Annotated in this window: 31 protein-coding genes; 13 read left to right on the forward strand and 18 right to left on the reverse strand. The window is 71.1% G+C overall.

Annotated features, from left to right (window positions below; translation table 11 throughout):
- Positions 1 to 259: 259 nt before the first annotated feature.
- Positions 260 to 1726, forward strand: a complete 1467-nt coding sequence (locus ACIRQH_RS25665) for a PAS domain-containing sensor histidine kinase (RefSeq protein ID WP_358815781.1) — start codon at positions 260 to 262, stop codon at positions 1724 to 1726.
- 253 nt (positions 1727 to 1979) lie between these two features.
- Here the strand turns inward: ACIRQH_RS25665 and ACIRQH_RS25670 are convergent, their stop codons facing one another.
- Both ACIRQH_RS25670 and ACIRQH_RS25675 read right to left on the reverse strand, forming a co-directional pair.
- On the reverse strand, positions 1980 to 2237 hold the full coding sequence (locus ACIRQH_RS25670) for a WhiB family transcriptional regulator (RefSeq protein ID WP_006380970.1): 258 nt from the start codon (positions 2235 to 2237) through the stop codon (positions 1980 to 1982).
- 318 nt (positions 2238 to 2555) lie between these two features.
- Positions 2556 to 3524 (reverse strand): diacylglycerol kinase family protein, encoded by a 969-nt coding sequence (locus tag ACIRQH_RS25675; RefSeq protein WP_358815679.1) that lies wholly within the window; start codon positions 3522 to 3524, stop codon positions 2556 to 2558.
- 169 nt (positions 3525 to 3693) lie between these two features.
- Here ACIRQH_RS25675 and ACIRQH_RS25680 point away from each other — a divergent pair, with 169 nt between their 5' ends.
- Complete coding sequence (locus ACIRQH_RS25680) at positions 3694 to 4146, forward strand: hypothetical protein (RefSeq protein ID WP_358815680.1); 453 nt, start codon at positions 3694 to 3696, stop codon at positions 4144 to 4146.
- 6 nt (positions 4147 to 4152) lie between these two features.
- Here the strand turns inward: ACIRQH_RS25680 and ACIRQH_RS25685 are convergent, their stop codons facing one another.
- From ACIRQH_RS25685 to ACIRQH_RS25695, 3 genes are all read right to left on the reverse strand, one after another.
- The gene (locus ACIRQH_RS25685) at positions 4153 to 5274 is read right to left on the reverse strand and encodes an RNA polymerase sigma factor SigF (RefSeq protein ID WP_358815681.1); all 1122 of its coding nucleotides are present in this window, start codon (positions 5272 to 5274) and stop codon (positions 4153 to 4155) included.
- On the reverse strand, positions 5271 to 5684 hold the full coding sequence (locus tag ACIRQH_RS25690; protein ID WP_081221804.1) for an anti-sigma regulatory factor: 414 nt from the start codon (positions 5682 to 5684) through the stop codon (positions 5271 to 5273). Before ACIRQH_RS25690 ends, ACIRQH_RS25685 begins: the two co-directional genes overlap by 4 nt.
- Positions 5685 to 5969: 285 nt before the next feature.
- Positions 5970 to 6230, reverse strand: a complete 261-nt coding sequence (locus ACIRQH_RS25695) for a UBP-type zinc finger domain-containing protein (RefSeq protein WP_358815682.1) — start codon at positions 6228 to 6230, stop codon at positions 5970 to 5972.
- A gap of 61 nt (positions 6231 to 6291) precedes the next feature.
- On the opposite strand from ACIRQH_RS25695, the gene ACIRQH_RS25700 reads away from it, so the two are divergent.
- A complete protein-coding gene (locus tag ACIRQH_RS25700; protein WP_388867079.1) occupies positions 6292 to 7887 on the forward strand; it encodes a Na+/H+ antiporter in 1596 nt (531 codons plus the stop codon).
- On the opposite strand, the gene ACIRQH_RS25705 is transcribed toward ACIRQH_RS25700, so the two are convergent.
- From ACIRQH_RS25705 to ACIRQH_RS25715, 3 genes are all read right to left on the reverse strand, one after another.
- Positions 7869 to 8807, reverse strand: coding sequence for a 1-aminocyclopropane-1-carboxylate deaminase/D-cysteine desulfhydrase (locus ACIRQH_RS25705; protein ID WP_404227206.1), 939 nt, complete (start codon positions 8805 to 8807; stop codon positions 7869 to 7871). The genes ACIRQH_RS25700 and ACIRQH_RS25705 overlap by 19 nt on opposite strands.
- A 129-nt stretch (positions 8808 to 8936) precedes the next feature.
- Positions 8937 to 9527: an N-acetylmuramoyl-L-alanine amidase gene (locus ACIRQH_RS25710; RefSeq protein WP_404227063.1), complete on the reverse strand. Its 591-nt coding sequence runs from the start codon at positions 9525 to 9527 to the stop codon at positions 8937 to 8939.
- 135 nt (positions 9528 to 9662) lie between these two features.
- Positions 9663 to 9896 (reverse strand): hypothetical protein, encoded by a 234-nt coding sequence (locus tag ACIRQH_RS25715; protein ID WP_358815684.1) that lies wholly within the window; start codon positions 9894 to 9896, stop codon positions 9663 to 9665.
- 210 nt (positions 9897 to 10106) lie between these two features.
- On the opposite strand from ACIRQH_RS25715, the gene ACIRQH_RS25720 reads away from it, so the two are divergent.
- The 3 genes from ACIRQH_RS25720 to ACIRQH_RS25730 all read left to right on the forward strand — a co-directional run bounded on the left by ACIRQH_RS25720 (position 10107) and on the right by ACIRQH_RS25730 (position 13649).
- The gene (locus ACIRQH_RS25720; RefSeq protein ID WP_358815685.1) at positions 10107 to 11513 is read left to right on the forward strand and encodes a family 2B encapsulin nanocompartment shell protein; all 1407 of its coding nucleotides are present in this window, start codon (positions 10107 to 10109) and stop codon (positions 11511 to 11513) included.
- 220 nt (positions 11514 to 11733) lie between these two features.
- Positions 11734 to 12792 (forward strand): family 2 encapsulin nanocompartment cargo protein polyprenyl transferase, encoded by a 1059-nt coding sequence (locus ACIRQH_RS25725; protein ID WP_358815686.1) that lies wholly within the window; start codon positions 11734 to 11736, stop codon positions 12790 to 12792.
- A 227-nt stretch (positions 12793 to 13019) separates the two neighbouring features.
- Positions 13020 to 13649, forward strand: a complete 630-nt coding sequence (locus tag ACIRQH_RS25730; protein WP_404227064.1) for a GNAT family N-acetyltransferase — start codon at positions 13020 to 13022, stop codon at positions 13647 to 13649.
- Here the strand turns inward: ACIRQH_RS25730 and ACIRQH_RS25735 are convergent.
- Complete coding sequence (locus tag ACIRQH_RS25735; RefSeq protein WP_388929706.1) at positions 13646 to 14266, reverse strand: TetR/AcrR family transcriptional regulator; 621 nt, start codon at positions 14264 to 14266, stop codon at positions 13646 to 13648. The genes ACIRQH_RS25730 and ACIRQH_RS25735 overlap by 4 nt on opposite strands.
- A 165-nt stretch (positions 14267 to 14431) precedes the next feature.
- On the opposite strand from ACIRQH_RS25735, the gene ACIRQH_RS25740 reads away from it, so the two are divergent.
- The 4 genes from ACIRQH_RS25740 to ACIRQH_RS25755 all read left to right on the forward strand — a co-directional run bounded on the left by ACIRQH_RS25740 (position 14432) and on the right by ACIRQH_RS25755 (position 17184).
- Positions 14432 to 15016 (forward strand): dihydrofolate reductase family protein, encoded by a 585-nt coding sequence (locus tag ACIRQH_RS25740; protein ID WP_388929707.1) that lies wholly within the window; start codon positions 14432 to 14434, stop codon positions 15014 to 15016.
- Between the two features lie 164 nt (positions 15017 to 15180).
- Positions 15181 to 15594: a YciI family protein gene (locus ACIRQH_RS25745; protein ID WP_358815690.1), complete on the forward strand. Its 414-nt coding sequence runs from the start codon at positions 15181 to 15183 to the stop codon at positions 15592 to 15594.
- A 5-nt stretch (positions 15595 to 15599) separates the two neighbouring features.
- On the forward strand, positions 15600 to 16826 hold the full coding sequence (locus ACIRQH_RS25750; protein ID WP_388929708.1) for an RNA polymerase sigma factor: 1227 nt from the start codon (positions 15600 to 15602) through the stop codon (positions 16824 to 16826).
- A gap of 10 nt (positions 16827 to 16836) precedes the next feature.
- Positions 16837 to 17184: a DUF952 domain-containing protein gene (locus ACIRQH_RS25755; protein ID WP_404227065.1), complete on the forward strand. Its 348-nt coding sequence runs from the start codon at positions 16837 to 16839 to the stop codon at positions 17182 to 17184.
- A gap of 28 nt (positions 17185 to 17212) precedes the next feature.
- Here ACIRQH_RS25755 and ACIRQH_RS25760 read toward each other — a convergent pair whose 3' ends face one another.
- The 5 genes from ACIRQH_RS25760 to ACIRQH_RS25780 form a co-directional block, all read right to left on the reverse strand.
- A complete protein-coding gene (locus tag ACIRQH_RS25760; protein WP_404227066.1) occupies positions 17213 to 17968 on the reverse strand; it encodes a VOC family protein in 756 nt (251 codons plus the stop codon).
- Entirely contained in the window at positions 17965 to 18840 is an 876-nt protein-coding gene (locus ACIRQH_RS25765; RefSeq protein WP_388866748.1) for a hypothetical protein, read from the reverse strand. The genes ACIRQH_RS25760 and ACIRQH_RS25765 overlap by 4 nt, the downstream gene beginning before the upstream one ends.
- Before the next feature lie 116 nt (positions 18841 to 18956).
- The gene (locus ACIRQH_RS25770; protein WP_358815694.1) at positions 18957 to 19376 is read right to left on the reverse strand and encodes a VOC family protein; all 420 of its coding nucleotides are present in this window, start codon (positions 19374 to 19376) and stop codon (positions 18957 to 18959) included.
- A 10-nt stretch (positions 19377 to 19386) separates the two neighbouring features.
- Complete coding sequence (locus ACIRQH_RS25775) at positions 19387 to 19767, reverse strand: helix-turn-helix transcriptional regulator (RefSeq protein WP_388867073.1); 381 nt, start codon at positions 19765 to 19767, stop codon at positions 19387 to 19389.
- A gap of 154 nt (positions 19768 to 19921) precedes the next feature.
- On the reverse strand, positions 19922 to 20335 hold the full coding sequence (locus ACIRQH_RS25780) for an SHOCT domain-containing protein (protein ID WP_358815695.1): 414 nt from the start codon (positions 20333 to 20335) through the stop codon (positions 19922 to 19924).
- A 182-nt stretch (positions 20336 to 20517) separates the two neighbouring features.
- Between ACIRQH_RS25780 and ACIRQH_RS25785 the strand changes: the two genes are divergently transcribed.
- Positions 20518 to 20715: a hypothetical protein gene (locus ACIRQH_RS25785; protein ID WP_358815696.1), complete on the forward strand. Its 198-nt coding sequence runs from the start codon at positions 20518 to 20520 to the stop codon at positions 20713 to 20715.
- Between the two features lie 143 nt (positions 20716 to 20858).
- Here ACIRQH_RS25785 and sodN read toward each other — a convergent pair whose 3' ends face one another.
- Complete coding sequence (gene sodN, locus ACIRQH_RS25790; RefSeq protein WP_329186082.1) at positions 20859 to 21254, reverse strand: superoxide dismutase, Ni; 396 nt, start codon at positions 21252 to 21254, stop codon at positions 20859 to 20861.
- Positions 21255 to 21399: 145 nt separating this feature from the next.
- On the opposite strand from sodN, the gene sodX reads away from it, so the two are divergent.
- The gene (sodX, locus tag ACIRQH_RS25795; RefSeq protein WP_358815786.1) at positions 21400 to 21831 is read left to right on the forward strand and encodes a nickel-type superoxide dismutase maturation protease; all 432 of its coding nucleotides are present in this window, start codon (positions 21400 to 21402) and stop codon (positions 21829 to 21831) included.
- On the opposite strand, the gene ACIRQH_RS25800 is transcribed toward sodX, so the two are convergent.
- On the reverse strand, positions 21735 to 22364 hold the full coding sequence (locus ACIRQH_RS25800; protein WP_358815697.1) for a CGNR zinc finger domain-containing protein: 630 nt from the start codon (positions 22362 to 22364) through the stop codon (positions 21735 to 21737). The genes sodX and ACIRQH_RS25800 overlap by 97 nt on opposite strands.
- 100 nt (positions 22365 to 22464) lie before the next feature.
- Here ACIRQH_RS25800 and ACIRQH_RS25805 point away from each other — a divergent pair, with 100 nt between their 5' ends.
- Positions 22465 to 23223: a class I SAM-dependent methyltransferase gene (locus ACIRQH_RS25805; protein ID WP_388866744.1), complete on the forward strand. Its 759-nt coding sequence runs from the start codon at positions 22465 to 22467 to the stop codon at positions 23221 to 23223.
- A 105-nt stretch (positions 23224 to 23328) separates the two neighbouring features.
- Here ACIRQH_RS25805 and ACIRQH_RS25810 read toward each other — a convergent pair whose 3' ends face one another.
- Together ACIRQH_RS25810 and ACIRQH_RS25815 are read right to left on the reverse strand one after the other, a co-directional pair.
- A complete protein-coding gene (locus ACIRQH_RS25810) occupies positions 23329 to 24090 on the reverse strand; it encodes an amino acid ABC transporter ATP-binding protein (RefSeq protein WP_358815699.1) in 762 nt (253 codons plus the stop codon).
- A complete protein-coding gene (locus tag ACIRQH_RS25815; RefSeq protein ID WP_388866741.1) occupies positions 24087 to 25052 on the reverse strand; it encodes an amino acid ABC transporter permease in 966 nt (321 codons plus the stop codon). The genes ACIRQH_RS25810 and ACIRQH_RS25815 overlap by 4 nt, the downstream gene beginning before the upstream one ends.
- Positions 25053 to 25076: the final 24 nt, after the last annotated feature.

The raw sequence follows: 25076 nt of genomic DNA on the forward strand, positions 1-25076 counted from the left end.
CTTCCCCGCACAGGAAGGCGGACCGAGGAACCGGCGCTCTCTGCCCTGACTGCTCCGGCTCCTCTCTTCGGCCGATCGGGACCGCACACCCCGTGGCCGTTGTTGCTCCGGGCTGCGGTGCCGGGAGGGTTGAGGGTCCCTCCCAGGCGCCGCGGCCCGCGGGTGTCTCCGGGGCCCCGCGCGATTCGCGGAGGCCCCCTGCGGGCGGCTGATCGGGGTCGCGGGGGATCCGCCGGGTACGCTCGCACTCGTGCCCTCCATGAACGACCTCGTACGCCAGCACACCGCCCTCGGTGACTCCGATCTCGAGTGGCTGCATCTGCTGGTCTCGGAGTGGCAGTTGCTCTCCGACCTCTCCTTCGCCGACCTCGTGCTGTGGGTCCCCACGCGCGACGGCACCCGCTATGTCTCGGTCGCCCAGATGCGGCCGAACACGGGCCCGACCTCGTACCAGGACGACATGGTCGGCCACCTGGTCCCACGCGGCCGCCGGCCCCTGCTGGACGCGGCGCTCGACGAGGGCCGGATCGTGCGCGAGGGCGACCCCGAGTGGCGCGAGGAGGTCCCGGTCCGCGTCGAGTCCATTCCGGTGCGCCGCGAGGGCCGCGTCCTCGGTGTCATCGCCCGCAACACCAACCTGCTCACCGTGCGCACCCCGAGCCGCCTCGAACTGACGTATCTGCAGAGCGCCTCCGACCTCGCCCAGATGATCGCGGCGGGCACCTTCCCGTTCCCCGACCAGCAGGTCGACATGGACGCCTCACCGCGGGTCGGCGACGGACTGATCCGCCTCGACGCGGACGGAGTCGTGCAGTACGCCTCTCCGAACGCGCTGTCCGCCTACCACCGGCTGGGCCTCGCCGCCGACCTGGTCGGCCACAACCTCGGCTCCACCACCGCCGAACTCGCGCCGTCCCGAGGCCCGGTGGACGAGGCGCTGGCCAAGGTCGCCAGCGGCTGGGCGCCCCGCGAGTTCGAGATCGAGAGCGCCGAGGGCGTGATCCAGCTGCGGGCGATCCCGCTCAAGCCCAAGGGCACCCGCGTCGGTTCCCTGGTGCTGCTCCGGGACGTCACCGAACTGCGCCGCCGCGAGCGCGAGTTGATCACCAAGGACGCCACCATCCGGGAGATCCACCACCGGGTGAAGAACAACCTCCAGACGGTCGCGGCCCTGTTGCGGCTCCAGGCCCGGCGCATCGACTCGGAGCGCGGCCGGGAGGCGCTGGAGGAGGCCGTGCGGCGGGTCGGTTCCATCGCGATCGTGCACGAGACACTCTCCCAGAACCTGGACGAGCGGGTCGAGTTCGACGAGATCGCGGACCGGGTGCTCGCCATGGTCGCCGAGATCTCCCCCGGCAAGGTCACCGGCCGGCGCACCGGACGCTTCGGCATCCTGGACGCCGAGGTCGCCACCCCGCTGTCCATGGTGCTCACCGAGATCCTCCAGAACGCGCTGGAGCACGGCTTCGGCGAGGGTGACCGGGGCACCGTCGAGGTCTCGGCGGTCCGCGGCGGTACCGCCAAGGAGGCGCGTCTGCTGGTCACCGTCCAGGACGACGGGGTCGGCCTGCCCGAGGGCTTCGACCCGCACCGCTCGGGCAACCTCGGCCTGCAGATCGTACGAACGCTGGTGGAGGGCGAGTTGGGTGGCACCTTCGACATGGTCGCCGCCCCGGAGCGCGGCACCCAGGTGATCCTGGACCTCCCGGTCCGCGTGCCCAAGTAGCCGATCGGCACACGACCCGCACAACTGGCCCCCGGATGGCGGCAGTCGACGACCGCTCGGTCGGTCACTCAGGGTGACCCTCTCCGGGCATGGGTGGCGTGCGGACAGCAATGAGCCCCGGACCACCAGGTGGTCCGGGGCTGAAAGCTCGTTGCAATCAAGCGCATCGGGGTACTGCGCGCTGCGGCTCGGGGGCGGGAGATGCGTACACGCTGTACGCGCCGCCAAGCTCAGGCTCGTGCGGGGTGGAACGTCAGGCGGTGGCCTGACGAGCTCGGTTGCGGGCGGCACGGCGCTTCATTGCGCGGCGCTCGTCCTCGCTGAGGCCACCCCAGACGCCGGAGTCCTGGCCGGACTCGAGCGCCCACTGCAGGCACTGCTCCATGACGGGGCAGCGACGGCAGACGGCCTTGGCTTCCTCGATCTGCAGCAGCGCAGGACCGGTGTTGCCGATGGGGAAGAAGAGCTCGGGGTCTTCCTCGCGGCAAACGGCGTTGTGACGCCAGTCCATGGCTGCTACCTCTCCTTGGTATTACATGCACGTTGCTTGTGAATGTGAACGCTTTCACGAATCCCTCAACAAGTGAAGGGCCGACGACCAGACGGACTGGTGTGGTCCTGTGATTTGAGGAGGGGTTCCGGTGCTCTGTGGGGCCGATGTTGCGGGCCGTCCCGAGCGCCAGATAGAGACTCGCAAACCTCGGCGGCGGATACAACCCCTTCTGGAAAGTTTTTTTTGATTCCTCGGTGTCGACTAGGTCACAGCCGTACTTCCATGGGGTGGACCCTGGTCTAAACGTTCGAGTGAAAGGACTTTGGGCCCTTCCGCTCACACAATCACACGCAGTGCACGGCGTACGCCTGTGAACGTCACGCTGGTTCGCAGTCCGAGGTGGTCGCCGTCCATCTGGAGGGGCAGCGGGGCCTTCGAATGCAAGGTGAAGTCCGTCAGGTCGTGCAGGGAGAGGGCGTGCTTGCCGCGGGGTCCCCGCTCGGGGGACGAAGTGAGCAACTGGGTGGCATACCGGGCAACCGAGGCCGTCGACATGCGGCTGAGGCCGAGTACGTCGAGCCCCGTATCGAACGAGGCCTTAGGCGACGCGTACACCGGACGATTGCCGAGAAACGTCCACGGCGCGGTGTTGCAGATGATGGACAGCACCAGATCGGTCACCGGGTCGGCGCCGGGGCGCTCCAGCGTGATCGTTCCGTGCCGGCGGTGCGGTTCGTCCAGAAACTGCCGCATCACCTGGCGGATATACAGCGCGTGCGTCGACCGCCGGCCGCGCTCGCGCTGCTGCTCGACCCGGCCCACCACTCCGGCGTCGAAGCCGAGCCCGGCGCAGAAGGTGAACCAGCGGGAGGGCACGGCCTCGTCCTCCGTGCCGGGAGTGCCCGCCGCGAGGCCGAGGCCCACGGTCCGCTCCCGCTCCTCGCGCAGGGCGTCCAGCAGGGCGCCGGTCGCCTCCACGGCGTCGTTCGGCAGACCGAGCGCGCGGGCGAAGACATTGGTGGAGCCGCCGGGGACGACGGCGAGGCGGGGCAGGGCGTCCGGGTCGGGGCCCCGGTGCAGCAGACCGTTCACGACCTCGTTGACCGTGCCGTCCCCGCCGAGAGCCACCACCAGGTCTATCTCGTCGCTGTCCGCGGCCTGCCGGCCGAGGTCCCGGGCGTGCCCGCGGTACTCGGTGGTGACGGCCTCCAGCTTCATCTCGCTGGCCAACGCGTGGATCAGGACATCGCGCGTGCGCGCACTTGTGGTGGTTGCTGCCGGATTGATCACGAGAAGTGCACGCATGCGATGCAGCGTACCTACTGGGTGGTACTCGGCCCAGACCGAGGTAGGGGTCCGGTAAGAGACCGGGGCGTGAGCCGGGCCACAGCGCACCGCCGCCGGGGCTCCCGGAAAGGGGAGTGCCCGCCCCCGGGGCACTCGGCGGTCCGGGGCCGACGGCTACTCTTCAGGAGTGAGCCGAGAGCAGAATCCCACCCCCGACGCCCCCCTCGCCGAACCGCGCCCCGGGCGGCTGACCGCCGCCGCGGCACTGGCCGCGCTGGAGGGGCTCGCCCTCGTGGCGGGCGGCGTCTACATCCTCGTCCTCGGTCTCACGGGCGACCCCGACGACCGGCAGCAGGCCGTCACCGGCGGCGTCACGCTGATCGTGCTGGCGCTGTTGCCGCTCCTGGCCGCGCGCGGACTGCTGCTGCGCCGCGGCTGGAGCCGGGGCCCGGCCGTCATCACCCAGATCATGGCGCTGCCCGTCGCCTACAACCTGCTCCAGGCCGACAGCGTCGCGATCCCCGCCGGCATCGCCCTCGCGGTCGTGGCGGTGGCCGCCCTGGTGCTGCTGGTGAACCCGGCAACGACGAGGGCCCTCGGAATCCGAGGGCCCGGCGGCGACGTGCAGGAAGAGAAGTAGCGGGTCTCACTCCTCGACGAGGAGCTTCTCCCGCAGCTGGGCCAGGGTGCGGGCCAGCAGCCGGGAGACGTGCATCTGCGAGATGCCGACCTCCTGCGCGATCTGCGACTGCGTCATGTTGCCGAAGAAGCGAAGGAGCAGGATCCGCTTCTCCCGCGGCGGAAGGTCCTCCAGCAGCGGCTTGAGCGACTCCCGGTACTCGACGCCCTCCAGCGCCTCGTCCTCCGATCCCAGGGTGTCCGCGACGGCGGGCGACTCGTCGTCCGTGTCGGGGACGTCCAGGGACAGCGTGGAGTACGCGTTCGCGGACTCCAGGCCCTCCAGGACCTCCTCCTCCGAGATGGCCAGCTTCTCGGCCAGCTCGTGGACCGTGGGGGAGCGGCCGTGCAGCTGGGAGAGCTCCGCCGTGGCCGTGGTCAGGGCGAGGCGAAGCTCCTGGAGACGGCGCGGGACACGAACCGCCCACCCCTTGTCGCGGAAGTGACGCTTGATCTCGCCGACCACCGTCGGCGTCGCGTACGTCGAGAACTCGACGCCCCGCTCGGGGTCGAAACGGTCGACCGACTTGATCAGGCCGATCGTCGCGACCTGGGTCAGGTCGTCCAGCGGCTCACCGCGATTGCGGAAGCGGCGCGCGAGGTGCTCCACGAGCGGCAGATGCATGCGGACCAGCTGGTTGCGCAGCTCCGCGTACTCGGCGCTGCCGTCCTGCATCTTGCGCAGCTCGACGAACATCGCCCGCGCCGCGCTGCGGTCCTGCGGGTCGTGCCGGATGTGCTGGGCGCTCGGCCCGTGCTGCGTGCCCTGCACGCTCTGCTCCGCGTCTCGCTCGTGCTCGCTCATAGTCCCGCCCGTCACCATTCCCCGAGCCCGCGGCTCTTCCCCCATGACCTCGGCAGCACTCGGACCGGGAGAACCTCCCCGGGCGGGGGAGACCCCGGACTGCGCGGCGCCGGCTCCGCTGGTCACCTCGCCGGCACCGCCCTCCGGATGCTGCCGGGCCTGCTCGGGGATGCCGTCGACGCCGTCCCCCGCGTGCCGCGACCCGTCGGGGCCGCCGGCGCGTTCCGCGGGGGGCTCCCGTGTGCCGCGCTCTTCGTCCCGCACCGGCCCGTCCCCGTCCTTCACGCCGGCCCGGGTCCCGCGCCGCGCTGTTTGTAGAGGCTGATCGAAACGGTCTTGTCCTCGGCGACGGTGGACTCGACCTTGCCGGCGAGGGCCGACAGCACGGTCCACGCGAACGTGTCCCGTGACGGAGCGTGACCGTCGGTCGTCGGAGCGGAGACCGTGACCTCCAGTGAGTCCTCGATGAGCCGGAAGACACAGCTGAGGACGGAACCGGGAACGGCCTGCTGCAGCAGGATCGCGCAGGCCTCGTCCACCGCGATGCGCAGATCCTCGATCTCGTCGAGGGTGAAGTCCAACCGGGCCGCCAGCCCGGCCGTGGCCGTGCGCAGTACCGACAGGTAGGCACCCGCGGCCGGCAGCCGGACTTCCACGAAGTCCTTCGTCGCGGGCTCGCCTGCGATCTGGGACACCCTCACCTCCATGGTGGTACAAGCTCATTCGAGCTCTCTCGGGGGCCGAGGGTCGCCCCCCGGGGTAACGCGCTACGTCGTGCAGCGGTGACGCTACCGCGCTCCCGTCTTTCCTGTCCTGGGGACCCCGTCCCTTGCTGTCACTCATAGTAAGCCCACGAGCACGGACAGTGGCTAGGGGTCTGCGGGGCCCAAATCGGAAGAGCGCGCGCCGGGTTGACGTACCCAGGCGTCAGAGGGTCGAACCGTCCCGGCTTTCGGCCACGCTCCTCGCTCGCGCACGGCTCAGACGAGCACGTGGTCCACGAAGCACCAACGCCAGCTCTCCCCCGGCTCGAAGGTGCGCATGATCGGATGTCCCGTGTCCTTGTGGTGCTCGGTCGCGTGCCGCAGAGGTGAGGAGTCGCAACAGGAGAGGTGCCCGCACTCCAGGCACAGCCGAAGCTGTACCGGATGCGTGCCCGCGGCCACGCACTCCAGGCACGTTTCGCTCTCGGGCTCGGGTTCCTGCTGCGGCAGCGCGTCGGTGTGCGTGCACTGTTTCATGATTGCCAGGTTACGTCGGGTGTGCGGGATGCCGCGCGAAAACGAGGGCGGGCAGAAGACGATGCACGTATTGCCACTGCTGTTGCTGGTTGCCGGGAGCGCGGCGGTCGCCGGGGCCGCCCGCCGGACCCCGGTCCCGGCGCCCCTGCTGCTCGTCGCGGCGGGCCTGGCCGTGTCGTACATCCCCGGTGTGCCGGCGTACGAACTCGACCCCGACATCGTGCTTCCACTGCTGCTGCCCCCGCTGCTGTACACGGCGGCGACCGACAGCTCCTACCTCGACCTGAGGGCCCAGATGAGGCCCGTGGCACTGTTGTCGGTGGGCTACGTCCTGTTCGCGACGCTCGTCGTCGGCTGGGCGGCGTATCTCCTCGTGCCGAGCCTGCCGCTGACCGCGGCGCTCGTGCTGGGCGCGGTCGTCGCGCCGCCGGACGCGGTGGCCGCGACCGCGGTGGCGCGCCGGGTGGGGCTGCCCTCCCGGATCACCACGATCCTGCAGGGCGAGTCCCTGGTGAACGACGCGACCGCGATCACCGCGTACAAGGTGGCGCTCGGCGCCGCCGTCGGCGAGGGCGCGACCTGGGCGGGCGGTGTCCGCGAGTTCCTGCTCGCGGCCGTCGGCGGCGTGGTCGTCGGGCTCGTCCTGATGATCCCCATCCACTGGCTGCGCACCCACATCAACGAGGCGCTGCTGCAGAACACCCTCTCCCTGCTGATCCCCTTCGTCGCCTACGGCGTCGCCGAGTGGGTGGACGCCTCCGGCGTCCTCGCCGTCGTCGTCGTCGCCCTCTACCTCGGCCACCGCGCCTGGGAGGTCGACTTCGCGACCCGGCTCCAGGAGGAGGCGGTGTGGAAGATGGTCGCGTTCGTCCTGGAGTCCGCGGTGTTCGCGCTCATCGGCCTGCAACTGCCCGTCGTCCTCAAGGGCCTCGGGGCGTACGAGGGAACGAGCGCCGCCTGGTACGCGATCGCCCTCTTCGTCGTCGTCGTCGCGACCCGGTTCGTGTGGGTGTACCCCGCCACCTTCCTGCCCCGCATCCTCTCGTCACGCATCCGCGAACGCGAGGACGACCCCACCTGGAAAGCGCCGTTCGTCATCGGCTGGGCGGGGATGCGGGGCGTCGTCTCGCTCGCCATCGCCTTCTCCATCCCGCTCACGATGCACGGCGGCGAGGCCTTCCCCGGCCGCAACCTGATCCTCTTCCTGACCTTCACGACCGTCATCGGCACGCTCGTCGTCCAAGGGCTCACACTGCCCCCGCTGATCCGGCTGCTGAAGCTGCCGGGTCGCGACACCCAGGCCGAGACGCTCGCCGAGGCCAACGCGCAGGCACAGGCCTCCCAGGCCGCCGAACGGCGCCTTGACGACCTCCTCACCGACGAGCGCAACGCCCTGCCCCCGCCGCTCGCCGAGCGGCTGCGCACGGTGATGGAGCGGCGCCGCAACTCCGTCTGGGAGCGGCTCGGCGCGGTCAACCCGGTCACCGGCGAGAACGCCGACGACACCTACCGCCGGCTCTCCCGCGAGATGATCGGCGCCGAGCGCGAGGTGTTCGTCAAGCTGCGCGACCTGCGCTACATCGACGACGAGATGCTGCGGACGCTGCTGCGCCGGCTGGACCTGGAGGAGGCCGCCGCCTATCGCGAGGCGGCCTGAGGCGCGGACCCGGCGGCGGGGAACGGCGCTCCGGTGATCACCGCCGCGACCGTCGTGCCGCGCGGGAACGCGTCCTCCTCGGTCAGGGCGACAAGTCCGTACAGCATCTTGGCGACATAGAGACGTTCGACCGGCAGACCGTGCCGCTGCCCGAAGTCCTCGGCGAAGGCGTCGAGTCCGGGGGTGGTACGGGCGTAGCCGCCGAAGGTGAAGCGGTCGTCGAGGGACCAGGTGCCGCGCCGGCCGCCGAACGCGGCGCTCTGGAGCGACTCCGTCTCCGCGCCGAGAAAGCCGCCCTTGAGGACCGGGATGCCGAGGGCGCGCTGGTCCGGGGCGAGGCCGGCGGCCAGGCCCGCGAGGGTGCCGCCGGTGCCGCAGGCGAGCGCGGCCACGTCGACGCCGTGGCCGCGCAGCTCCTCGCCGAGCGTCCGGCAGCCGCGTACCGCCAGGGCGTTGCTGCCGCCCTCCGGCACCACGTACGCGTCCTCGGTTCCCGTGGCGCGCAGGATCTCCGCCAGGGTCTCCGGCTCCGTCTTGCGGCGGTAGGTCGATCTGTCGACGAAGTGCAGGCGCATGCCGTCGGCGGCGCAGCGCGCGAGTGAGGGGTTGAGGGGGCGGCCGGCCAGCTCCTGGCCGCGGACCACGCCGAGGGTGGGCAGACCGAGAAGCCGGCCGGCCGCGGCGGTGGCCCGCAGATGGTTCGAGTACGCCCCGCCGAAGGTGACCAGGGTGCGGCCTGCCGCCGCCGCGAGGTTCGGCGTCAGCTTGCGCCACTTGTTGCCGACGAGGTCCGGGTGGATCAGGTCGTCCCGCTTCAGCAGCAGGCGCACCCCGTGGCGGGCGAACCGCTCGTCCACCGCCTCCAGCAGCGGGGACGGCAGCCGTGGCGCGGTCCCGAGCGGCCCGGGCACCGCGGACACACCGCGTCGCGCACCGCCGGAGCGGGACGTCTCGGCGGCGGCGGTGGTGGTGGTCTCCGGGGTGTCGCGGCTGGTCACCCGCCCATTGTCGGACACCTGTCCGGAGACGGCCCGGCGCGGGGGCCGGTACTACTTCAGCAGCTCGCGGACGCGGCCCCGCAGGAAGGTCATCGTGAAGCCCCTCGGATCCACCTTGCCCGGCTGCCACTCCAGGTGGCCGATCACGGAGCGCTCGGTCCAGCCGTGATGACGGCAGATGGCCGCGGAGACCTTGGCCACGGCCGCCAGCTGGGCCTCGGGCCACGGGTCCTTGCCGTCGCCGAGGTTCTCGCACTCGAAGCCGTAGAAGTGGCGGTTGCCGTCGGTGCTCGCCTCGTTGTCGTGCGGGAGGGCCTTCTCGGCGATCACCGCGCGCAGGACGTCGTCGTCGCCGAGGCCCGCGTGGTTGGCCCTGCCGTACCCGACGAGGTGGACGACGCCGTCCTTCGTGATGACGCCGTGGCACAGCGGACCGGGCAGGTCCTCCCGTCCGTCACGGCACAGCCCGACCGTGCGCGCGGCACCCGAGGTCACCGTGTGGTGGATCATCACGCCGTGCACCGGCCCCCACGGTCCCTTGTGGTTGCGGTTGTGATGTCTCCAGTCGCCCACCTCGACGACGTGGACGTCCTCGTCCCTGATCCGGTCCAGGAAACTGCCCGCGGACATGGGCGATGCCATGGCCGCCTCCTTCGCGCTGCGCGCCGGCCGCCTCGCGCGGCCGTCTCGTATCGCAGCTTGTATCGCCGACGCGGCTGCCGGACCCACTCGTTCGCACGGCGAGCGAGCCGATCCGGTCAGCGGCGCGGGATCCGGTCAGGAGTGCAGGAAGCCGTCCCCGTGGACGGTGATGTGACTCTCCAGGGACTGGAGGGCCTGCTGGGTCGCCTCGGGGGAGCCGGTGCCGTGCCGCTCCGCGTAGTACGCGGCGCCGAGTCTCTTCAGGAGGTCGGCGCCGGCCCGCTGGGCCTGCACGTCGTCCAGCTTCTGCTTGCCCTGCGTGAGGCCGCGCTGCGCCTGTTCCTTCGCGCGGTCCAGAAAGCCTGCCACTGCGATCTCCCGTCGTCGTCCGTCAGTGATCAAACGGACGGCCGGAAGCGGGAGTTCCCCGGCCGACGCGCGGTGAGAGCTCGACGAAATCACCCTCTCTGCCCAACTCGCGGCTGATCCATTCCCCCTCATTCGTGTAATAGCACCGGCACGCTCCGTGATGGAAGGCTTGCCCTCGAAGATCAGTGCACGACCGGGAGGGCAATTTTCATGTCGGTAGGCGAAGAGGTCCGCGCGGAACAGAACCGCCCGCAGCAGAGTCTCGGCACATCAGCCGCGCGGAACCTGGCCACCACCACCAAGTCCGCGCCACAGATGCAGGAGATCAGCTCGCGGTGGCTGCTGCGCATGCTTCCGTGGGTGAACGTGCAGGGTGGCACGTACCGCGTGAACCGGCGGCTCAGCTACTCCGTGGGCGACGGCCGCGTGACGTTCGTGAAGACCGGGGACCAGGTCCAGGTCATCCCCGCGGAGCTGGGCGAGCTGTCCGTCCTGCGGTCGTACGAGGACCAGGAGGTGCTGGCCGAGCTCGCGGCCCGGTGCCGGCAGCGCGAGTTCGTCCCGGGCGACGTACTGGCCTCGTTCGGAAGCCAGGCCGACGAGGTGTTCCTGCTGGCGCACGGCAAGGTCGAGAAGATCGGCACCGGTCCCTACGGGGACGACGCGGTGCTCGGCGTCCTGGCCGACGGCGCGTACTTCGGGGAACAGTCCCTGATCGACCCGGAGGCCATCTGGGAGTACACGGCCCGCGCGGTCACGTCGGTGACCGTGCTCGCGCTGCCCCGCCAGGACCTCGAACAGGTCGCGGAGCGTTCCGAGTCGCTGCGCGAGCACCTCCAGGAGCTCCGCGCCATCCCGTCGCAGCGCACCAACAAGTACGGCGAGAAGGAGATCGACCTCGCGGCCGGCCACACCGGTGAGTCGGACATCCCCGGCACCTTCGTGGACTACGAGGGCAGTCCGCGCGAGTACGAACTGAGCATCGCCCAGACCGTCCTGCGTCTGCACACGCGTGTGGCCGACCTCTACAACCAGCCGATGAACCAGACGGAGCAGCAGCTCCGGCTCACCGTCGAGGCGTTGAAGGAGCGTCAGGAGCACGAGCTCATCAACAACCGGGAGTTCGGCCTGCTCAACAACTGCGAGTACGACCAGCGGCTCCAGCCGCACGACGGCGTGCCCAGCCCCGACGACCTGGACGAGCTGCTCAGCCGCCGCCGCGGCACCAAGATGCTCCTAGCGCACCCGCGGGCGATCTCCGCGATCGGCCGCGAGTTCAACAAGCGCGGGCTCGTCCCCGAGAGCGTCGAGATGGCGGGCAACCGCATCCCGACGTGGCGCGGCATCCCGATCTTCCCGTGCAACAAGATCCCGGTCACGGACGCCCGTACGACCTCGATCATCGCCCTGCGTACGGGTGAGGCCGAGCAGGGTGTGGTCGGGCTCCAGCAGGCGGGCATCCCGGACGAGATCGAGCCGAGTCTGTCGGTGCGCTTCATGGGCATCAACGAACAGGCGGTCATCTCCTACCTGGTGACGGCGTACTACTCGGCCGCGGTGCTCGTGCCGGACGCCCTCGGCATCCTGGAGAACGTCGAGATCGGCCGCTGGCGGTGACGTTCCGCACGGCGGAACCCGGCGTGCGCCCGCCCTCCGGGGCGGGCACACCCGGGGAGTACGTGCCCGGCGGCCGTGACGGCGCCACGACCGGCCCGCTCTGCGAGACGACCGCGGGGGAGACCGTATGACGACGGGGACGAAGCAGGGTCCGGCCGGCATCCCGAACAGGCGGCCTCCGGCCGGGATCCCGGACACGCGAAGCGCCGGCGGGAGGTCCATGAGACGACACGGTGAGCGGCGGGCGGTGCCGGGTCCGCCCGACGGGCAGGAGGCCGTGGACGTCCTGGAGCGTGCCCGGGCGCTCGTCGACCCCGAGCTGCGCAGGGCCATCGACTCGCTGCCCGGGTCGATGCGCAGGGTCGCGCTCTACCACTTCGGCTGGGAGCACGCGGACGGCACCCCGGCCGCGGGCAACGCGGGCAAGGCCATCCGGCCCGCGCTCGTCCTGACCGCGGTCCGGGCGCTCGGCGGACAGCAGGCGGCGGCCGTCCGTGCGGCCGCCGCGATGGAGCTGACCCACAACTTCACCCTGCTCCACGACGACGTGATGGACCGGGACACCACCCGCAGACACCGCCCCACCGCGTGGACCGTGTTCGGCGACGCCGACGCGATCCTCGCCGGGGACGCGTTGCAGGCGCTGGCCCAGCAACTGCTCGCCGAGGATCCGCACCCCGCGTCCGCGGCGGCCGCCGCGCGGCTCGCGGGCTGCGTCGTCGAACTGTGCGCGGGACAGCACACGGACACGGCCATGGAGAAGCTCGGCCCGGACGAGGTCACCCTCGACGAGTGCCTCGCCATGGCCGAGGCGAAGACGGGCGCACTGATCGGGTGCGCCTGCGCCCTGGGAGGGCTGTACGCCGGGGCGGGCGCGGAGGACGTCGACGCGCTCGACGCGTTCGGCCGGGAGGCCGGGCTCGCGTTCCAGCTCATCGACGACGTGATCGGGATCTGGGGGGACCCGAGCCGCACCGGCAAGCCCGCCGGGGCGGACCTCATCGCCCGCAAGAAGTCGTTGCCGGTGGTCGCGGCGCTCGGCTCGGGCACTCCGGCGGCCGTCGAGCTGGCCGCGTTGTACGGAGCGCCCTACCGGGAAGGAGAGCTGGAGCGCACGGTGCTCGCGGTCGAGCGGGCCGGCGGCCGTGACTGGGCACAGGCCCAGGCGGCGGACCGGATGGCGCGGGCGATGCACGAACTGTCCCGGGCGGTCCCCGATCCGGAGGCCGCGGGAGGCCTCCTCGCACTCGCCGAGTTCGTGACCCGGCGCAGCAGCTGACCGGCCCCGGCCGCTGCAAGACCCCGGAGCCCCGGGCACCGTACGGAACCTGACCGCCGTACGGTGCCGGACTCCGGTGAGCGGGTCCCGCACATCCCCACGGCGTGCGGGGCCCGCACCTTTTGCCCCGGCCCGCACCCGGCGGAGGCCCGGCCGGATCCGGACCCGCGTACTAGGCTCAACCTCCGTACGATCAAGGGCGGTTGGCGCGAGGGGCGGGGCAGGTCATGGGTGTGGCGATCCGGGTGGCGGACGGTGGTGACCGGGAGCTGGTCGTCCGGCTGCTGGACGAGGCGTTCCAGAACGATCCGGTGAGCGGCTGGGTCTTCCCCGACCCCGCGCACCGCCGGGCCACGCACCACAGGCTGATGGCCGCGTTCGCCGACGTCGTGCTCGCCGAGGGTCGGGTCGACCTGGCCGAGGACGGTTCGGCGTGCGCGCTGTGGCTGGACGTCGCCGCCGAGGATCACGAGGGTGGGGGCGGGGAGCCGCAGGGCGAGGACGGCCCCGCGCAGCTGCGCGCCGCCGTCGACCCGGACAACGAACGCGTCGAGCTGATCGGCCGGCTCACGGCGGACGTCCACCCCTCCGGCCGCGCGCACGCCTACCTCTGGATGATCGCGGTGTCGCCGGAGCGCCAGGGCGAGGGACTCGGCAGCGCGCTCATGGAGCCGGCGCTCGACCGTTGCGACCGCGAGGGTCTCGCCGCCTACCTGGAGGCGAGCAACGCCCGCAGCCGCGACCTGTACGAGCGTCTCGGTTTCGTCCTCACGGGCCGCCCGCTCGACCTGCCCGACGGTCCGCGCATGTGGCCGATGTGGCGCGAACCGCGCTCGGGGCAGCAGGTCACGAGCTAGGCCCGGTCCGATTTCCGGTCTCCGGCGCGGTCCTCGGGGACGATCGTCGTCACGATCCTTTCGAGGAGGGCGTCCGGTACGGCCACGCCGGGCAGGACGCCCTCCAGGACGCCGGGCAGGGTGAGGTGTTCCAGGAGCAGGCCGAGGACCGCGAGGTAGAGGACGGCCACGGTCGGGTCGCCGCCGGGCAGTCCGGCGTCCCGGTGGAACTCCATCGCCTGTTCCAGGTCGCCGCGCACCGACGCCGTGTACGAGGCGCGCAGGGCCGGGCGGCGGGTGGCTTCCAGACGCATCTCGAAGAGGGCGAGGTAGCCCGTGCGGTCGCGGATCGCCCGGGCCACCAGGTCGCGCATGAACTCCAGGACGAGGGCGCGGTCACGGGGGGCCTCCAGCAGACGCGCCAGGACCGCGGGGTCCGGGGCCAGCCGTCGGTGGAGGTGGCTGTCGACCTGGTTCAGCAGATCGTCGCGGTCGGTGAAGTAGTTCGACGCGGTACCCACCGGAACCGCGGCCTCCGCGTCCACCGCGCGGAACGTCAGTCCCCGCGCACCCTCGCGGGCCAGCACCGCCACCGCCGCGTCGACGAGGGCTGCCCTGCGCTCGGTGTTCCTGGCCATGAAGGTTCCTCTCCCCGCGCCGCTCCGGCCTCCCGGCGTCATCCCGGCCGGGCCTCCCGGAGGTGGACTCGTCAAATCCCTTGAACCACTACAGGTGAAGCACTATAACTGAAGTGGTTCGGCGGAAGCCGTCCACCACGACGCCGCCTCGGAAAAGAGACCCGCTTGCGCAAGCTCTCGTACTTCGTCGCCTGCTCGATCGACGGCTTCATCGGCGATCCCGGCGGCGACGCACAACCCTTCATGTCGTTCGTCGACGAGGAGTTCCTCGCCTTCCTGACGGCGGAGTACCCCGAGACCGTCGCGACCCACGGCCGCCGCGCCCTCGGCATCGACGACCTGGAGAACCGGGCCTTCGACACGGTCGTCCAGGGCCGGGCCAGCTACCAGGTGGCCCTCGACATCGGCGTGACCAGCCCTTACGCACATCTGCGCCAGTACGTCGCCTCCCGCAGCCTCACGGAGTCGCCCGACCCGGCCGTCCGGATCGTCGCCGACGACGTCGTCGGCACCGTGCGTGAACTCAAGGCGGAGGAAGGCGAGTTCGGCATCTACTTGTGCGGCGGCTCGCAGCTCGCCGGTGAGCTGGTCGACGAGGTCGACGAACTGGTCATCAAGACCTACCCGGTGGTCCTGGGCTCCGGGATGCCGATGTTCGGCTCCGGATTCGACGTCGGCGCGTTCACCCTCGACGAGGTGCGGATCTTCGGGAACGGCGTCATCGTGCGGACCTACGGCAGGAAGCGCTGAATCCGCCCTCGCCCTACCCTGAGGGCAGGGAACGGCCCGCCCCCGAAAAAGATTCCGACGTCGTGGACCCCGTCGTGTCGAGAACCGCGGACCGGCTCCGACGTCCCCTGTGAGAGCCGCCCCGCACGGGCGGCCCGAGCCGAGGAAACAGAGGGAGCGGACTCATGAAGTACCTGGTGATGGTGCAGGGAACGCAGGCCGACTACGCGAGTCAGCGCGGCGACGCCTCCGCGCAGCCGCCGGCCTGGAGCGAGGAGGAGATCCAGGCGATGTTCGCGCACATGGGCGCGATCAACGACGACCTCTCCGAATCGGGCGAGCTGGTCGACGTGAACGGCCTGCTCGAACCCGCGAAGGCCCGTCTCGTGGCCCGCGGCGCGGACGGTGAGGTCGTGATCACCGACGGCCCGTACAGCGAGACCAAGGAAGTGATGGCCGGCTACTGGGTGGTCGACTGCGCGAGCCTGGAGCGGGTCACCGAGATCGCCGCGCGCGTCACCGCCTGCCCCGTTCCGAAGGGCGCCCCGACGTACCCGGTGATCATCCGGCCCATCGGGGACGGCGGCGGGGACGTCTGAGCGGGATGAACGGCACGACCGGGGCCGAGGACCTGCTGCGTCGCCACGCGCCGCAGGTCCTCGGGGCCCTGGTCCGCCGCTACGGGCACTTCGACGCCGCCGAGGACGCGGTCCAGGAGGCGCTGCTCGCGGCGGCCGGCCAATGGCCCGCCAAGGGAGTGCCGGACAACCCGCGCGGCTGGCTGATCAAGGTGGCCTCGCGGCGGCTCGTCGACGCCCTGCGCGCGGAACAGGCACGGCGGCTGCGGGAGGAGAAGGCGGCGGCGCTCACACCGCGCGACGCGTTCACCGCACCGCCGCCCGGCGCCGGCCGCGCCCCGTCCGAGGACGACACGCTCACGCTCCTCTTCCTGTGCTGCCACCCCGACCTGACCCCGCCCGCGCAGATCGCGCTCACCCTGCGCGCCGTCGGCGGACTCACCACGGCGGAGATCGCGCGGGCCTGGCTGGTGCCCGAGGCGACCATGGCGCAGCGGATCAGCCGCGCCAAACGGAAGGTGCGGGGCGTACGGTTCGCCCGCCCCGAACGCTGGGAGGAACGGCTCCCCGCCGTCCTCCACACCCTCTACCTGATCTTCAACGAGGGCTACACGGCCACCTCCGGGACCTCCCTACAACGGGCCGAACTCGCCGGTGAGGCCATCCGGTTGGCCCGTACGGTCCGCCGGCTGCTGCCCGAGGACGGTGAAGTGGCCGGACTGCTCGCGCTGATGCTGCTCACCGACGCCCGCCGCGCCGCGCGCACCGACCCGCACGGGGACCTGGTCCCCCTCGACGAACAGGACCGCGACCGCTGGGACGCGGCAGCCATCGAGGAGGGCGTGGCCCTGGTGACGGAGGCGCTGGCACGAGGACGGGCCGGCCCGTACCAGCTGCGGGCCGCCATCGCCGCCGTCCACGACGAGGCGCCCACGCCGGAGGCGACGGACTGGGCCGAGATCCTCGGCCTGTACGACGTCCTGGTCCGCCAGGTCCCCGGTCCCGTCGAGCAGCTCAACCGCACCGTCGCCGTGGCCATGGTGCACGGCCCGCGCGTCGCCCTCGCCGAACTCGACCGGCTGGAGGACGGGTCGGCCGCCGGACACCGGCTGGACGCCGTCCGAGGCCATCTGCTGGAGCGCGCCGGGGACACGCCGGGAGCGCGCGCCGCCTACATGTCGGCCGCCGGCCGGACCCTCAGTCTCCCGGAACGCCGCTATCTGGAAGCGCGCGCGGCCCGGCTGAGCCCGTAGCGTTCGTCCCATGTCCGAACCCCTGCTGCACCTGACCGAGCGCTCCCTGTGGGACACGGCCCGCGCCACCGGCGCCTTCGAGATGTCCACCCGCGGCCGGACCCTCCAGGAGGAGGGCTTCATCCACTGCTCGCTGCGCCACCAACTCCAGCCGGTGGCGAGGATGGTGTACGGCTCCTACACCGGCTCCGACGAACTGGTGGTCCTCGTCGTCGACCCCGACCGGCTCACCGTGCCGGTCCGCTTCGAGGCGATGGAGCCCGGCGGCGAGGAGTTCCCGCACGTCTACGGGCCGATCCCGGCCGACGCCGTCGTGGACGTGGAGGTCTGGACCCCGGGAGCGGCGCCCGCGCGGTGACGAACCCCGCCGCCCGATCCTCCGCCTGCTACGGCAGGCCGCCCGTCCCGGGGTCGCGGCCGGTGAGGCAGTAGGTGCCGCCGGCCGGGTCCCGCATCACCGTCCAGCGGGCGCCCCGGCCGACCGCTCTCGCCCCGAGCGTCTCGTGGTGGGCCCGCACCGCGTCGACGTCCGAGCAGGCGAGGTCGAGGTGGGCGGCGGCGGGCCGGTCGGTGCCCAGGCGCTGCAGCAGGAGGCGCAGCGGCAGCCCGGCGGGCGGCCGGACCAGGTGGAACTCGGGGAGCGCGCCCGCGAGGGACTCCCAGCCGGTCAGCCCGGCCCAGAAGGCGGTCTCGGCGGCGTACGCGCCCGGCGCCACGTCGAGACACACCTGGTCGAGCCGGCTCGTCGCACCGCCCGGCGTCCGGGTCACCGGCGGCCGCACGGACTCGCCCTGCCAGGGCACCGCGCAGAACAACTGCCCTCCGGGGGAGCGCAGTACGGCCCAGCCGTCATGGTCGGCGACGACCTCGGCACCCAGCCCCAGCGCCCACTCCACCAGGGCCGGCACGTCCTCGACGGACAGGTCGAGATGCGCGCCGCCGGGGCCGTCCCCGACGCCCTGCGCCTTCACGCAGGCGTCCGAACCGTCGGGCAGCAGCGTCACGAACTCGCCCCGGTCGCCGCGCGGTTCGGAGACGGTCGTGCCGGTGACCGCGGTCCAGAAGGCCACCGCGGCCCCGAGATCCGGCTCGGGCCGGTCGACGAAGGCACGGGTCCACCGGACCACCGGTCGCGTGCTCATCGGGGCCGCTCCTCCTGTCGTACGGACGCTGCGGCTCGTACCGTCTCCCGGCCGATCAGCGTGCGCAACGACGTTTTCATCCGTGAGACGAAGGCGTCCCGCGCCTCGGGGGAGAGGACGTCCAGGGAGAGGTACGGGTTGAGGTCCTCCAGCTCGACGAGGAGCAGTTCGCCGCCCGGTGCCCGGCAGGCGTCGACGCGCTGGATGCCGTACGTGATGTCGTTCCAGTCGACGAACCGCTGCGCGAACTCCCGGTCCTCGTCGGTGGGTTCGTAGGGCTCCAGCGCCCACCGGCGCTCCGGGTCCGGTGCGTACAGTGCGTACTGGAGGGTGTCGTCGACGAAGTAGAAGGACACCTCGTAGCGGAAGTCGATGCGCGGCTGGACGAGGAGGTCGCCGAACGGCAGCCCGGCGAGCCGGTCGCGCTCCACGAACTCCAGGCCGATGGAGTCCGCGCCCTGCTTCGGCTTCACCGCGTAACTGTCCGCCTCCGGGAGCAGGTACAGGTCCGCCGCGCGGTCCACGGTGGGGATGACCGGGAACCCGGCGGCGGTCAGCTCCAGCAGGTACCCCTTGCCTGCCATGTCGCCCTTGCCGGACAACTGGTTGTAGACCCGCACACCGTCCGCGAGCGCCCGCTCCCGGAAGGCGTCGTACGCCGCCTGATGGTGCAGGACGGGCCCGCTGTTGCGGACGACCACGGCGTCGAAGCCGGCCATCAGCGCGGCCGCGTCCAGCGGATGGCACACGGCGATGTCGAAGTCCTCGCGCAGCCGCGCGGTGAGGACGATGTCCTCGTCGCAGTACCGCCGCCCCCTGGCCGGGTAGGCCAGGTCGCTGACGTAGAGGACACGGGGGCGCGCGGACGGCACGGGGACTCCTCGAAGGACGCTCGGGCGGCTCGGCCCACGGACCCGCCGCGGACACACGCACGTAGTCTCCCTCCCGCCCGTCCCCCGGCACCCGGCGCCCCGGGCCGGCCGCAGGGTCAGCCGTCGCGGCGGCTCTCCGCGAACCGCAGCAGGTTGCCCGCCGGATCGCGGAAGGCGCAGTCCCGCAGGCCGTACGGCTGGTCGGCGGGCTCCTGGAGCACCTCGGCGCCCGAGGCGCGGACGCGCTCGAAGAGGGCGTCGCAGTCCGTCGTCGTGAAGATCACCCCGCGCAGCATGCCCTTGGCCAGCAGCTCCGCCATGGCCTGCTTGTCCGCCGGGGAGGCGTCCGGGTCCGCCGCCGGGGGCTCCAGGACGATCTCCACGTCGGGCTGGAGCGGCGAACCGACCGTGACCCAGCGCATCCCCTCGAACCCGACGTCGCCCCGGACCTCCAGGCCCAGCACGTCACGGTAGAAGGCGAGCGCCTTGTCGTGGTCGTCGACGGAGATGAAGCACTGGGAGAGTTTCAGGTCCATGGCGTCCAACCTAGAGGCGCGTGCCCGGTTCCGCCTCGGGGTTGCGGTGGCGGGCCGGGCGGGTCATCCGGCGGGCCACGCAGGACGGGATGGGCGCGCCGTGGTCGTGCGGACGGGCCCGGTAGGCGCTCGGCGTCTCGCCGACCAGCTCCGTGAACCGCGAACTGAACGAACCGAGTGACGTGCACCCCACCGCGAAGCACACCTCCGTCACCGTCATGTCGCCGCGCCGCAGCAGCGCCTTCGCGCGCTCGATCCGGCGGGTCATGAGATACGTGTACGGCGTCTCGCCGAAGGCCTCGCGGAAGCTGCGCTGGAAGTGGCCCGGCGACATCAGCGCCGTACGCGCGATCGTCGCGATGTCCAGCGGCTCCGCGAACTCGCGGTTCATCCGGTCACGGGCCTTGCGCAGCCGGACCAGGTCCTCCAGGAGTCTGGGATTTCCCACCCGCCCAGAATGACACGGGCCACCGACAACGGGCCCCCGAACGCCCTGACCGACTGACCGCCGGGCCGGCGGCCCGGCGGTCAGGGGCAACGAGGGGTCAGGCGGCCAGGACCTTGGCCTTGGCCTGCTCGAACTCCTCGGACGTGAGGTGACCGCCGCTCTTGAGCTCCGCGAGCTTCGCGAGTTCGTCGGCCTTGCCGGTGGTCCCGGCGGTGTCGCGGATGTAGGACTGCACGTCCTCCTGGCTCTTCTGGATGCGCCTCGCCTCGCGTTCGCCCATCCCGCGGCCCCGCGCGATCAGGTACACGAAGATGCCGAGGAAGGGCAGGATCACGACGAAGACGCACCAGCCGGCCTTGCCCCAGCCGTTCAGCTCGTCGTCCCGGAAGATGTCCCCGATGACGCGGAAGAGCAGCATGAACCACAGGATCCACAGGAAGAACCACATCGTGGTCCAGAAGACGTTCAGCAGGGGATAGTCCGCTGCCAGGTCGAGCGTAGAGCCGTTCATGGTCGAACTCCTGTCGTCGTACGACATCGCCACGCTCGACCACAGTGCGTCGACGGGCCGCACGACCGCCTCACCCCCGGCGGGTGAGCTGAGGATTGCCCGCAGGGCACACGATGACAGGGGATCGCGGCGGACCCCGGCGGACCCGGACCCCGAACCCCGGTCCTGAGGGAAGTGCTCGTATGCGCTACGAATTCCGCGTCGCCGGCATCGTGTCGGACACGCTCGCCTCGGCGTTCTCGGAACTGGACAGCGTGCCCACGGCGGAACAGACGCTGTTCTTCGGCCACGTCATCGACGACGCCCACCTGCACGGGCTGCTCAGCCGGTTCCAGGCGCTCGGCCTGCGTGTGATCGAACTGCGCCGGCTGCCCGCGTGACCGTGACAGCAGAACGCACCCGGACCGCCGGGCCACCGAGTTCGGTGGCCCGCGGACCAGGTGCGTGTCGCGAGACGTGCGGCCGGACGAACCGCAGGTCGGCGCGGCCGGACCCGGAGGCCCGGCACCCCGGAGAACCGGGGTCAGGCCTGCTTGGTCTCCCAGAAGATCTTGTCGATCTGGGCGATGTAGTCGAGGGCCTTCTGGCCGGTCGCCGGGTCGGCGGACGCCTTGGCGGCCGAAAGGGCCTTCAGGGTGTCGTTGACCAGCTGGTGCAGCTCCGGGTACTTCTCGAAGTGCGGGGGCTTGAAGTAGTCGCTCCAGAGCACCGACACGTGGTGCTTGGCGAGCTCGGCGCGCTGCTCCTTGATGACGACGGCGCGCGTCTGGAACTGCGCGTCGTCGTTTCCGGCCATCTTTTCCTGGACGGCCTTCACCGACTCCGCCTCGATGCGGGCCTGGGCCGGGTCGTACACGCCGCAGGGCAGGTCGCAGTGCGCGCTGACCTTCACCTTGGGGGCAAACAGGCGGGAGAGCATTGAGCTGTCCTTCCTCGTGATCGTCTTCTCAGGTGGGACATTACTCCGTAGGAGACCTGTTTTCGCGAGTGCCCCCATGGGCTTAGGACAAAAGTCCAGGGTGAGACTGGGACTGGTGGAGGATGGAACCGGGGAGGTGCCGGTGATGCCGGAGCTGTCGCAGGAGACCGAGCGGGGGAGGGCCCTGCTGCCGTTCGGGGCGGCGGAGGTGACGGGCCCGTCCATGGTGCCCACGCTCCAGCACGGGGATCGGCTCGTGGTGCAGTGGGGTGCGCGGGTGGGGCCGGGCGACGTGGTCGTCCTGCGGCACCCCTTCCAGCAGGACCTGCTCGTCGTGAAGCGGATCGCGGAGCGGCGCGAGGGCGGCTGGTGGGTGCTGGGCGACAACGGGTACGCGGGCGGGGACAGCACCGACTACGGAACCGTTCCCGAGGACCTCGTCCTCGGGAAGGTGCGGTTCCGGTTCCGGCCGCCGGCCGGTCAGCGCTCGCCGTTCGCCGTCGCCCGCTGGGTGCTGGTCGCCGCCAGGCCGGTGCTCTCCGCCCGGTCGGCCTCCAGACGCTTGCGGGCCCGGTAGGCCGCGACGTTGGCGCGGGTCGCGCAGCGGTCCGAGCAGTAGCGCCGGGAGCGGTTGGTCGAGGTGTCCAGATAGGCGTTGCGGCAGGGTGCCGCCTCGCACAGGCCGAGCCGGTCCACGCCGTGCTCGGTGAGGTGGAAGGCCAGGCCCATCGACGCGATCGCCGCGTAGCCCGCTGTCGCGTTCGACGGGTGGTCCGCCAGGTGCATGTGCCACAGCGGGCGGCCGTCGTCGTCCCGGTGGTCGTGCCCGGAGATCTGCGGGCTCACCGGGAACTCCAGGAGCAGCGAGTTCAGCAGGTCCACCGCGAGGGTCTCGTCGCCGCCGTCGGCCGCCTCGAAGACCGCGCGCAGCCGGGCCCGCACGGAGCGGAAGCGGGTGACGTCCGCCTCCGCGGCGCGGCGGGCCGCCGACGCGTTGCTCCCGAACAGGTCACGGACGGCCTCGACCGAGGTCAGCGTGTCTTTGCCGCGGGCCGGTTCCTCGCTGTTGACGAGGCGGACGGCGTAATCCGCGTAATAGGCCAGTTCCACTTGTAGTCCTTACGGAGGGGCTCTATCGTCGTGACGGCGGTCAGGTAACAGATGATCGTGCTTACAGGGTATTACGTGGTCGAGTGGAGGAGGGGCTTTCATGGCCATAGGCACCGGAACGGACTGGCAGGCCTGGCAGCGGAGCTGGGACCGTCAGCAGGAGTGGTACATGCCGGACCGCGAGGACCGCTTCACGGTGATGCTCGACATGACCGAGGCGCTCGTCGGACCCGCTCCCCGCGTCCTCGACCTGGCCTGCGGCACCGGCACCATCACCGCCCGGCTGCTCGACCGCCTCCCCGGAGCCACCAGCACCGGCGTCGACCTCGACCCCGCGCTGCTCACCATCGCCGAGGGCACCTTCGCCGGCGACGACCGGGTCTCCTTCGTGACGGCCGATCTCAAGGACCCCGAGTGGCGCACCCGGCTGCCGTACGACACGTACGACGCCGTGCTGACCGCCACGGCCCTGCACTGGCTGCACAGCGAACCCCTCGCGGCCCTCTACGGTCGGATCGCGGAACTCGTCCGCGACGGCGGTGTCTTCATGAACGCCGACCACATGATCGACGAGACCACGCCCCGGATCAACGCGGCGGACCGCGCCCTGCGGCACGCCCGGATGGACCGGGCCAGGGACACCGGCGCCCTCGACTGGGCCGAGTGGTGGAAGGTGGCCGCGCAGGACCCCGTCCTCGCCGGACCCACCGCCCGCCGCTTCGAGATCTACGGCGAGCACGCCGACGGCGACACCCCCTCCGCCGACTGGCACGCGCGCGTGCTGCGCGAGAAGGGCTTCGCGGAGGCCCGCCCGGTGTGGCGCTCGCCCTCGGACGCGCTGGTACTGGCGGTCAAGTAACCGCGCGGCGCGCCGCCGCGTCAGACGGAAGGGGCGGTACGGGAATCCCGTACCGCCCCTTTTCCTCCGGACCTCGCCGCACGTCGCGCGAGGAAGGTCTTCCGGTCAGAGGACCTTCGACAGGAACGACTTGGTGCGCTCGTGCTGCGGGTCCGTCAGGACGTCGCGCGGGTTGCCGGACTCGACGACCACACCGCCGTCCATGAAGACCAGGCTGTCCCCGACCTCGCGGGCGAAGCCCATCTCGTGCGTGACGACGATCATCGTCATGCCGGACTCGGCGAGGTCGCGCATGACGTCGAGGACGTCACCGACCAGCTCCGGGTCCAGGGCCGAGGTGGGCTCGTCGAAGAGCATCAGCTTCGGGTCCATCGCCAGCGCGCGGGCGATCGCCACACGCTGCTGCTGGCCGCCGGAGAGCTGCGAGGGATAGCTGCGCGCCTTGTCGCCCAGGCCGACCCGTTCGAGCAGCTCCATCGCCCGGTGGTGGGCGTCCGACTTCTTCGCGCCCTTCACCTGGATCGGCGCTTCCATGATGTTCTCTATGGCCGTCATGTGCGGGAACAGGTTGAAGCGCTGGAAGACCATGCCGATGTCCCGGCGCTTCAGCGCGACCTCGCTGTCCTTCAGCTCGTAGAGCTTGTCGCCCTTCTGGCGGTAGCCGACCAGCTCGCCGTCGACGTACAGCCGGCCGGCGTTGATCTTCTCCAGGTGGTTGATGCACCGCAGGAAGGTCGACTTGCCGGAGCCGGACGGACCGATCAGGCAGAACACCTCACCGGTGTTCACCTCCAGGTCGATGCCCTTGAGGACCTCCACCGGACCGAAGGACTTGTGGACGCCCTCGGACTTCACCATCGCGGTCATGCGTTGCCCCTCTCGCGGCCGAGACCGAGCATGTTCACCTTGATCTTGTGGAAGACGGTCGGCGGCAGGCTGCGGCTGGAACCGCGTGCGTAGTAGCGCTCCAGGTAGTACTGGAAGACGCTGAACACGCTGGTCATGGCCAGGTACCAGATCGAGGCGACGAACAGCATCTCCATGACGGCGTACGACGTGGAGCCGATCGCCGAGGTGGAACGCAGGAGTTCGTTGTACGTGACCGCGTACACCAGCGACGAGGTCTTCAGCATGTTGATGAACTCGTTGCCCGTCGGCGGCACGATGACGCGCATCGCCTGGGGGATCACGATCCGGAACAGCGTCTTGGTGTGGCTCATGCCCAGGGCGTGCGACGCCTCCGTCTGGCCCTCGTCCACGGCCAGCAGGCCGGCGCGGCAGATCTCGGCCATGTACGCGGCCTCGTTCAGACCGAGACCCAGCAGGGCGCACATGAACGGAGTCATGACGTCCGTCATCTCGTTCTTGTAGATCGGACCGAGATTCAGGACCGGGAAGATCAGCGCCAGGTTGAACCAGAGCAGCAGCTGGACGTAGACCGGGGTGCCGCGGAAGAACCAGATGTACAGCCACGCGACCGTGCTGGTCACAGGGTTCTTCGAGAGCCGCATCACCGCCAGGATGATGCCCAGCACCACACCCACGATCATGGCGAGCACGCTGATCAGCAACGTGCGGCCGGCGCCCTGGACGACGCTGGACACGAAGAGCTGGTCACCGACCGTGTGCCACTGGATGTTGCCCTGCGAGAACGCGTAGCCGAGCGCCACCAGGAGCACGACGACGACGACGGCGCTGACCCACCGGCCGTAGTGCCGGACGGGAATCGCCTTGATGGACTCCGGAGGCGGCCCGGAAGCCGCGTCCTTCGTCGCCGTGCCGCCCGGAGGCGGGGTGTCCTCGGGGGACTTGTCGAGATTGTCAGTCATGTGACTGCCCTTCAGTGGTGCGCT

The sequence above is a fragment of the Streptomyces sp. NPDC102279 genome (genome assembly GCF_044766365.1).
Classification (GTDB): domain Bacteria; phylum Actinomycetota; class Actinomycetes; order Streptomycetales; family Streptomycetaceae; genus Streptomyces.

Excerpts from the sequence above, each read along its gene's own strand:
- ACIRQH_RS25745 (WP_358815690.1), top strand. The coding sequence starts at position 15,181 with ATGAAGTACCTGGTGATGGTGCAGGGAACGCAGGCCGACTACGCGAGT.
- ACIRQH_RS25700 (WP_388867079.1), top strand. The coding sequence starts at position 6,292 with ATGCACGTATTGCCACTGCTGTTGCTGGTTGCCGGGAGCGCGGCGGTC.
- ACIRQH_RS25665 (WP_358815781.1), top strand. The coding sequence starts at position 260 with ATGAACGACCTCGTACGCCAGCACACCGCCCTCGGTGACTCCGATCTC.
- ACIRQH_RS25670 (WP_006380970.1), bottom strand. The coding sequence starts at position 2,237 with ATGGACTGGCGTCACAACGCCGTTTGCCGCGAGGAAGACCCCGAGCTC.
- ACIRQH_RS25785 (WP_358815696.1), top strand. The coding sequence starts at position 20,518 with ATGCGCTACGAATTCCGCGTCGCCGGCATCGTGTCGGACACGCTCGCC.
- ACIRQH_RS25695 (WP_358815682.1), bottom strand. The coding sequence starts at position 6,230 with ATGAAACAGTGCACGCACACCGACGCGCTGCCGCAGCAGGAACCCGAG.
- ACIRQH_RS25750 (WP_388929708.1), top strand. The coding sequence starts at position 15,600 with ATGAACGGCACGACCGGGGCCGAGGACCTGCTGCGTCGCCACGCGCCG.
- ACIRQH_RS25720 (WP_358815685.1), top strand. The coding sequence starts at position 10,107 with ATGTCGGTAGGCGAAGAGGTCCGCGCGGAACAGAACCGCCCGCAGCAG.
- sodN (WP_329186082.1), bottom strand. The coding sequence starts at position 21,254 with ATGCTCTCCCGCCTGTTTGCCCCCAAGGTGAAGGTCAGCGCGCACTGC.
- ACIRQH_RS25725 (WP_358815686.1), top strand. The coding sequence starts at position 11,734 with ATGAGACGACACGGTGAGCGGCGGGCGGTGCCGGGTCCGCCCGACGGG.
- ACIRQH_RS25805 (WP_388866744.1), top strand. The coding sequence starts at position 22,465 with ATGGCCATAGGCACCGGAACGGACTGGCAGGCCTGGCAGCGGAGCTGG.
- ACIRQH_RS25760 (WP_404227066.1), bottom strand. The coding sequence starts at position 17,968 with ATGAGCACGCGACCGGTGGTCCGGTGGACCCGTGCCTTCGTCGACCGG.
- sodX (WP_358815786.1), top strand. The coding sequence starts at position 21,400 with ATGCCGGAGCTGTCGCAGGAGACCGAGCGGGGGAGGGCCCTGCTGCCG.
- ACIRQH_RS25735 (WP_388929706.1), bottom strand. The coding sequence starts at position 14,266 with ATGGCCAGGAACACCGAGCGCAGGGCAGCCCTCGTCGACGCGGCGGTG.
- ACIRQH_RS25815 (WP_388866741.1), bottom strand. The coding sequence starts at position 25,052 with ATGACTGACAATCTCGACAAGTCCCCCGAGGACACCCCGCCTCCGGGC.
- ACIRQH_RS25770 (WP_358815694.1), bottom strand. The coding sequence starts at position 19,376 with ATGGACCTGAAACTCTCCCAGTGCTTCATCTCCGTCGACGACCACGAC.
- ACIRQH_RS25755 (WP_404227065.1), top strand. The coding sequence starts at position 16,837 with ATGTCCGAACCCCTGCTGCACCTGACCGAGCGCTCCCTGTGGGACACG.
- ACIRQH_RS25675 (WP_358815679.1), bottom strand. The coding sequence starts at position 3,524 with ATGCGTGCACTTCTCGTGATCAATCCGGCAGCAACCACCACAAGTGCG.
- ACIRQH_RS25810 (WP_358815699.1), bottom strand. The coding sequence starts at position 24,090 with ATGACCGCGATGGTGAAGTCCGAGGGCGTCCACAAGTCCTTCGGTCCG.
- ACIRQH_RS25710 (WP_404227063.1), bottom strand. The coding sequence starts at position 9,527 with ATGGCATCGCCCATGTCCGCGGGCAGTTTCCTGGACCGGATCAGGGAC.
- ACIRQH_RS25730 (WP_404227064.1), top strand. The coding sequence starts at position 13,020 with ATGGGTGTGGCGATCCGGGTGGCGGACGGTGGTGACCGGGAGCTGGTC.
- ACIRQH_RS25780 (WP_358815695.1), bottom strand. The coding sequence starts at position 20,335 with ATGAACGGCTCTACGCTCGACCTGGCAGCGGACTATCCCCTGCTGAAC.
- ACIRQH_RS25775 (WP_388867073.1), bottom strand. The coding sequence starts at position 19,767 with ATGAACCGCGAGTTCGCGGAGCCGCTGGACATCGCGACGATCGCGCGT.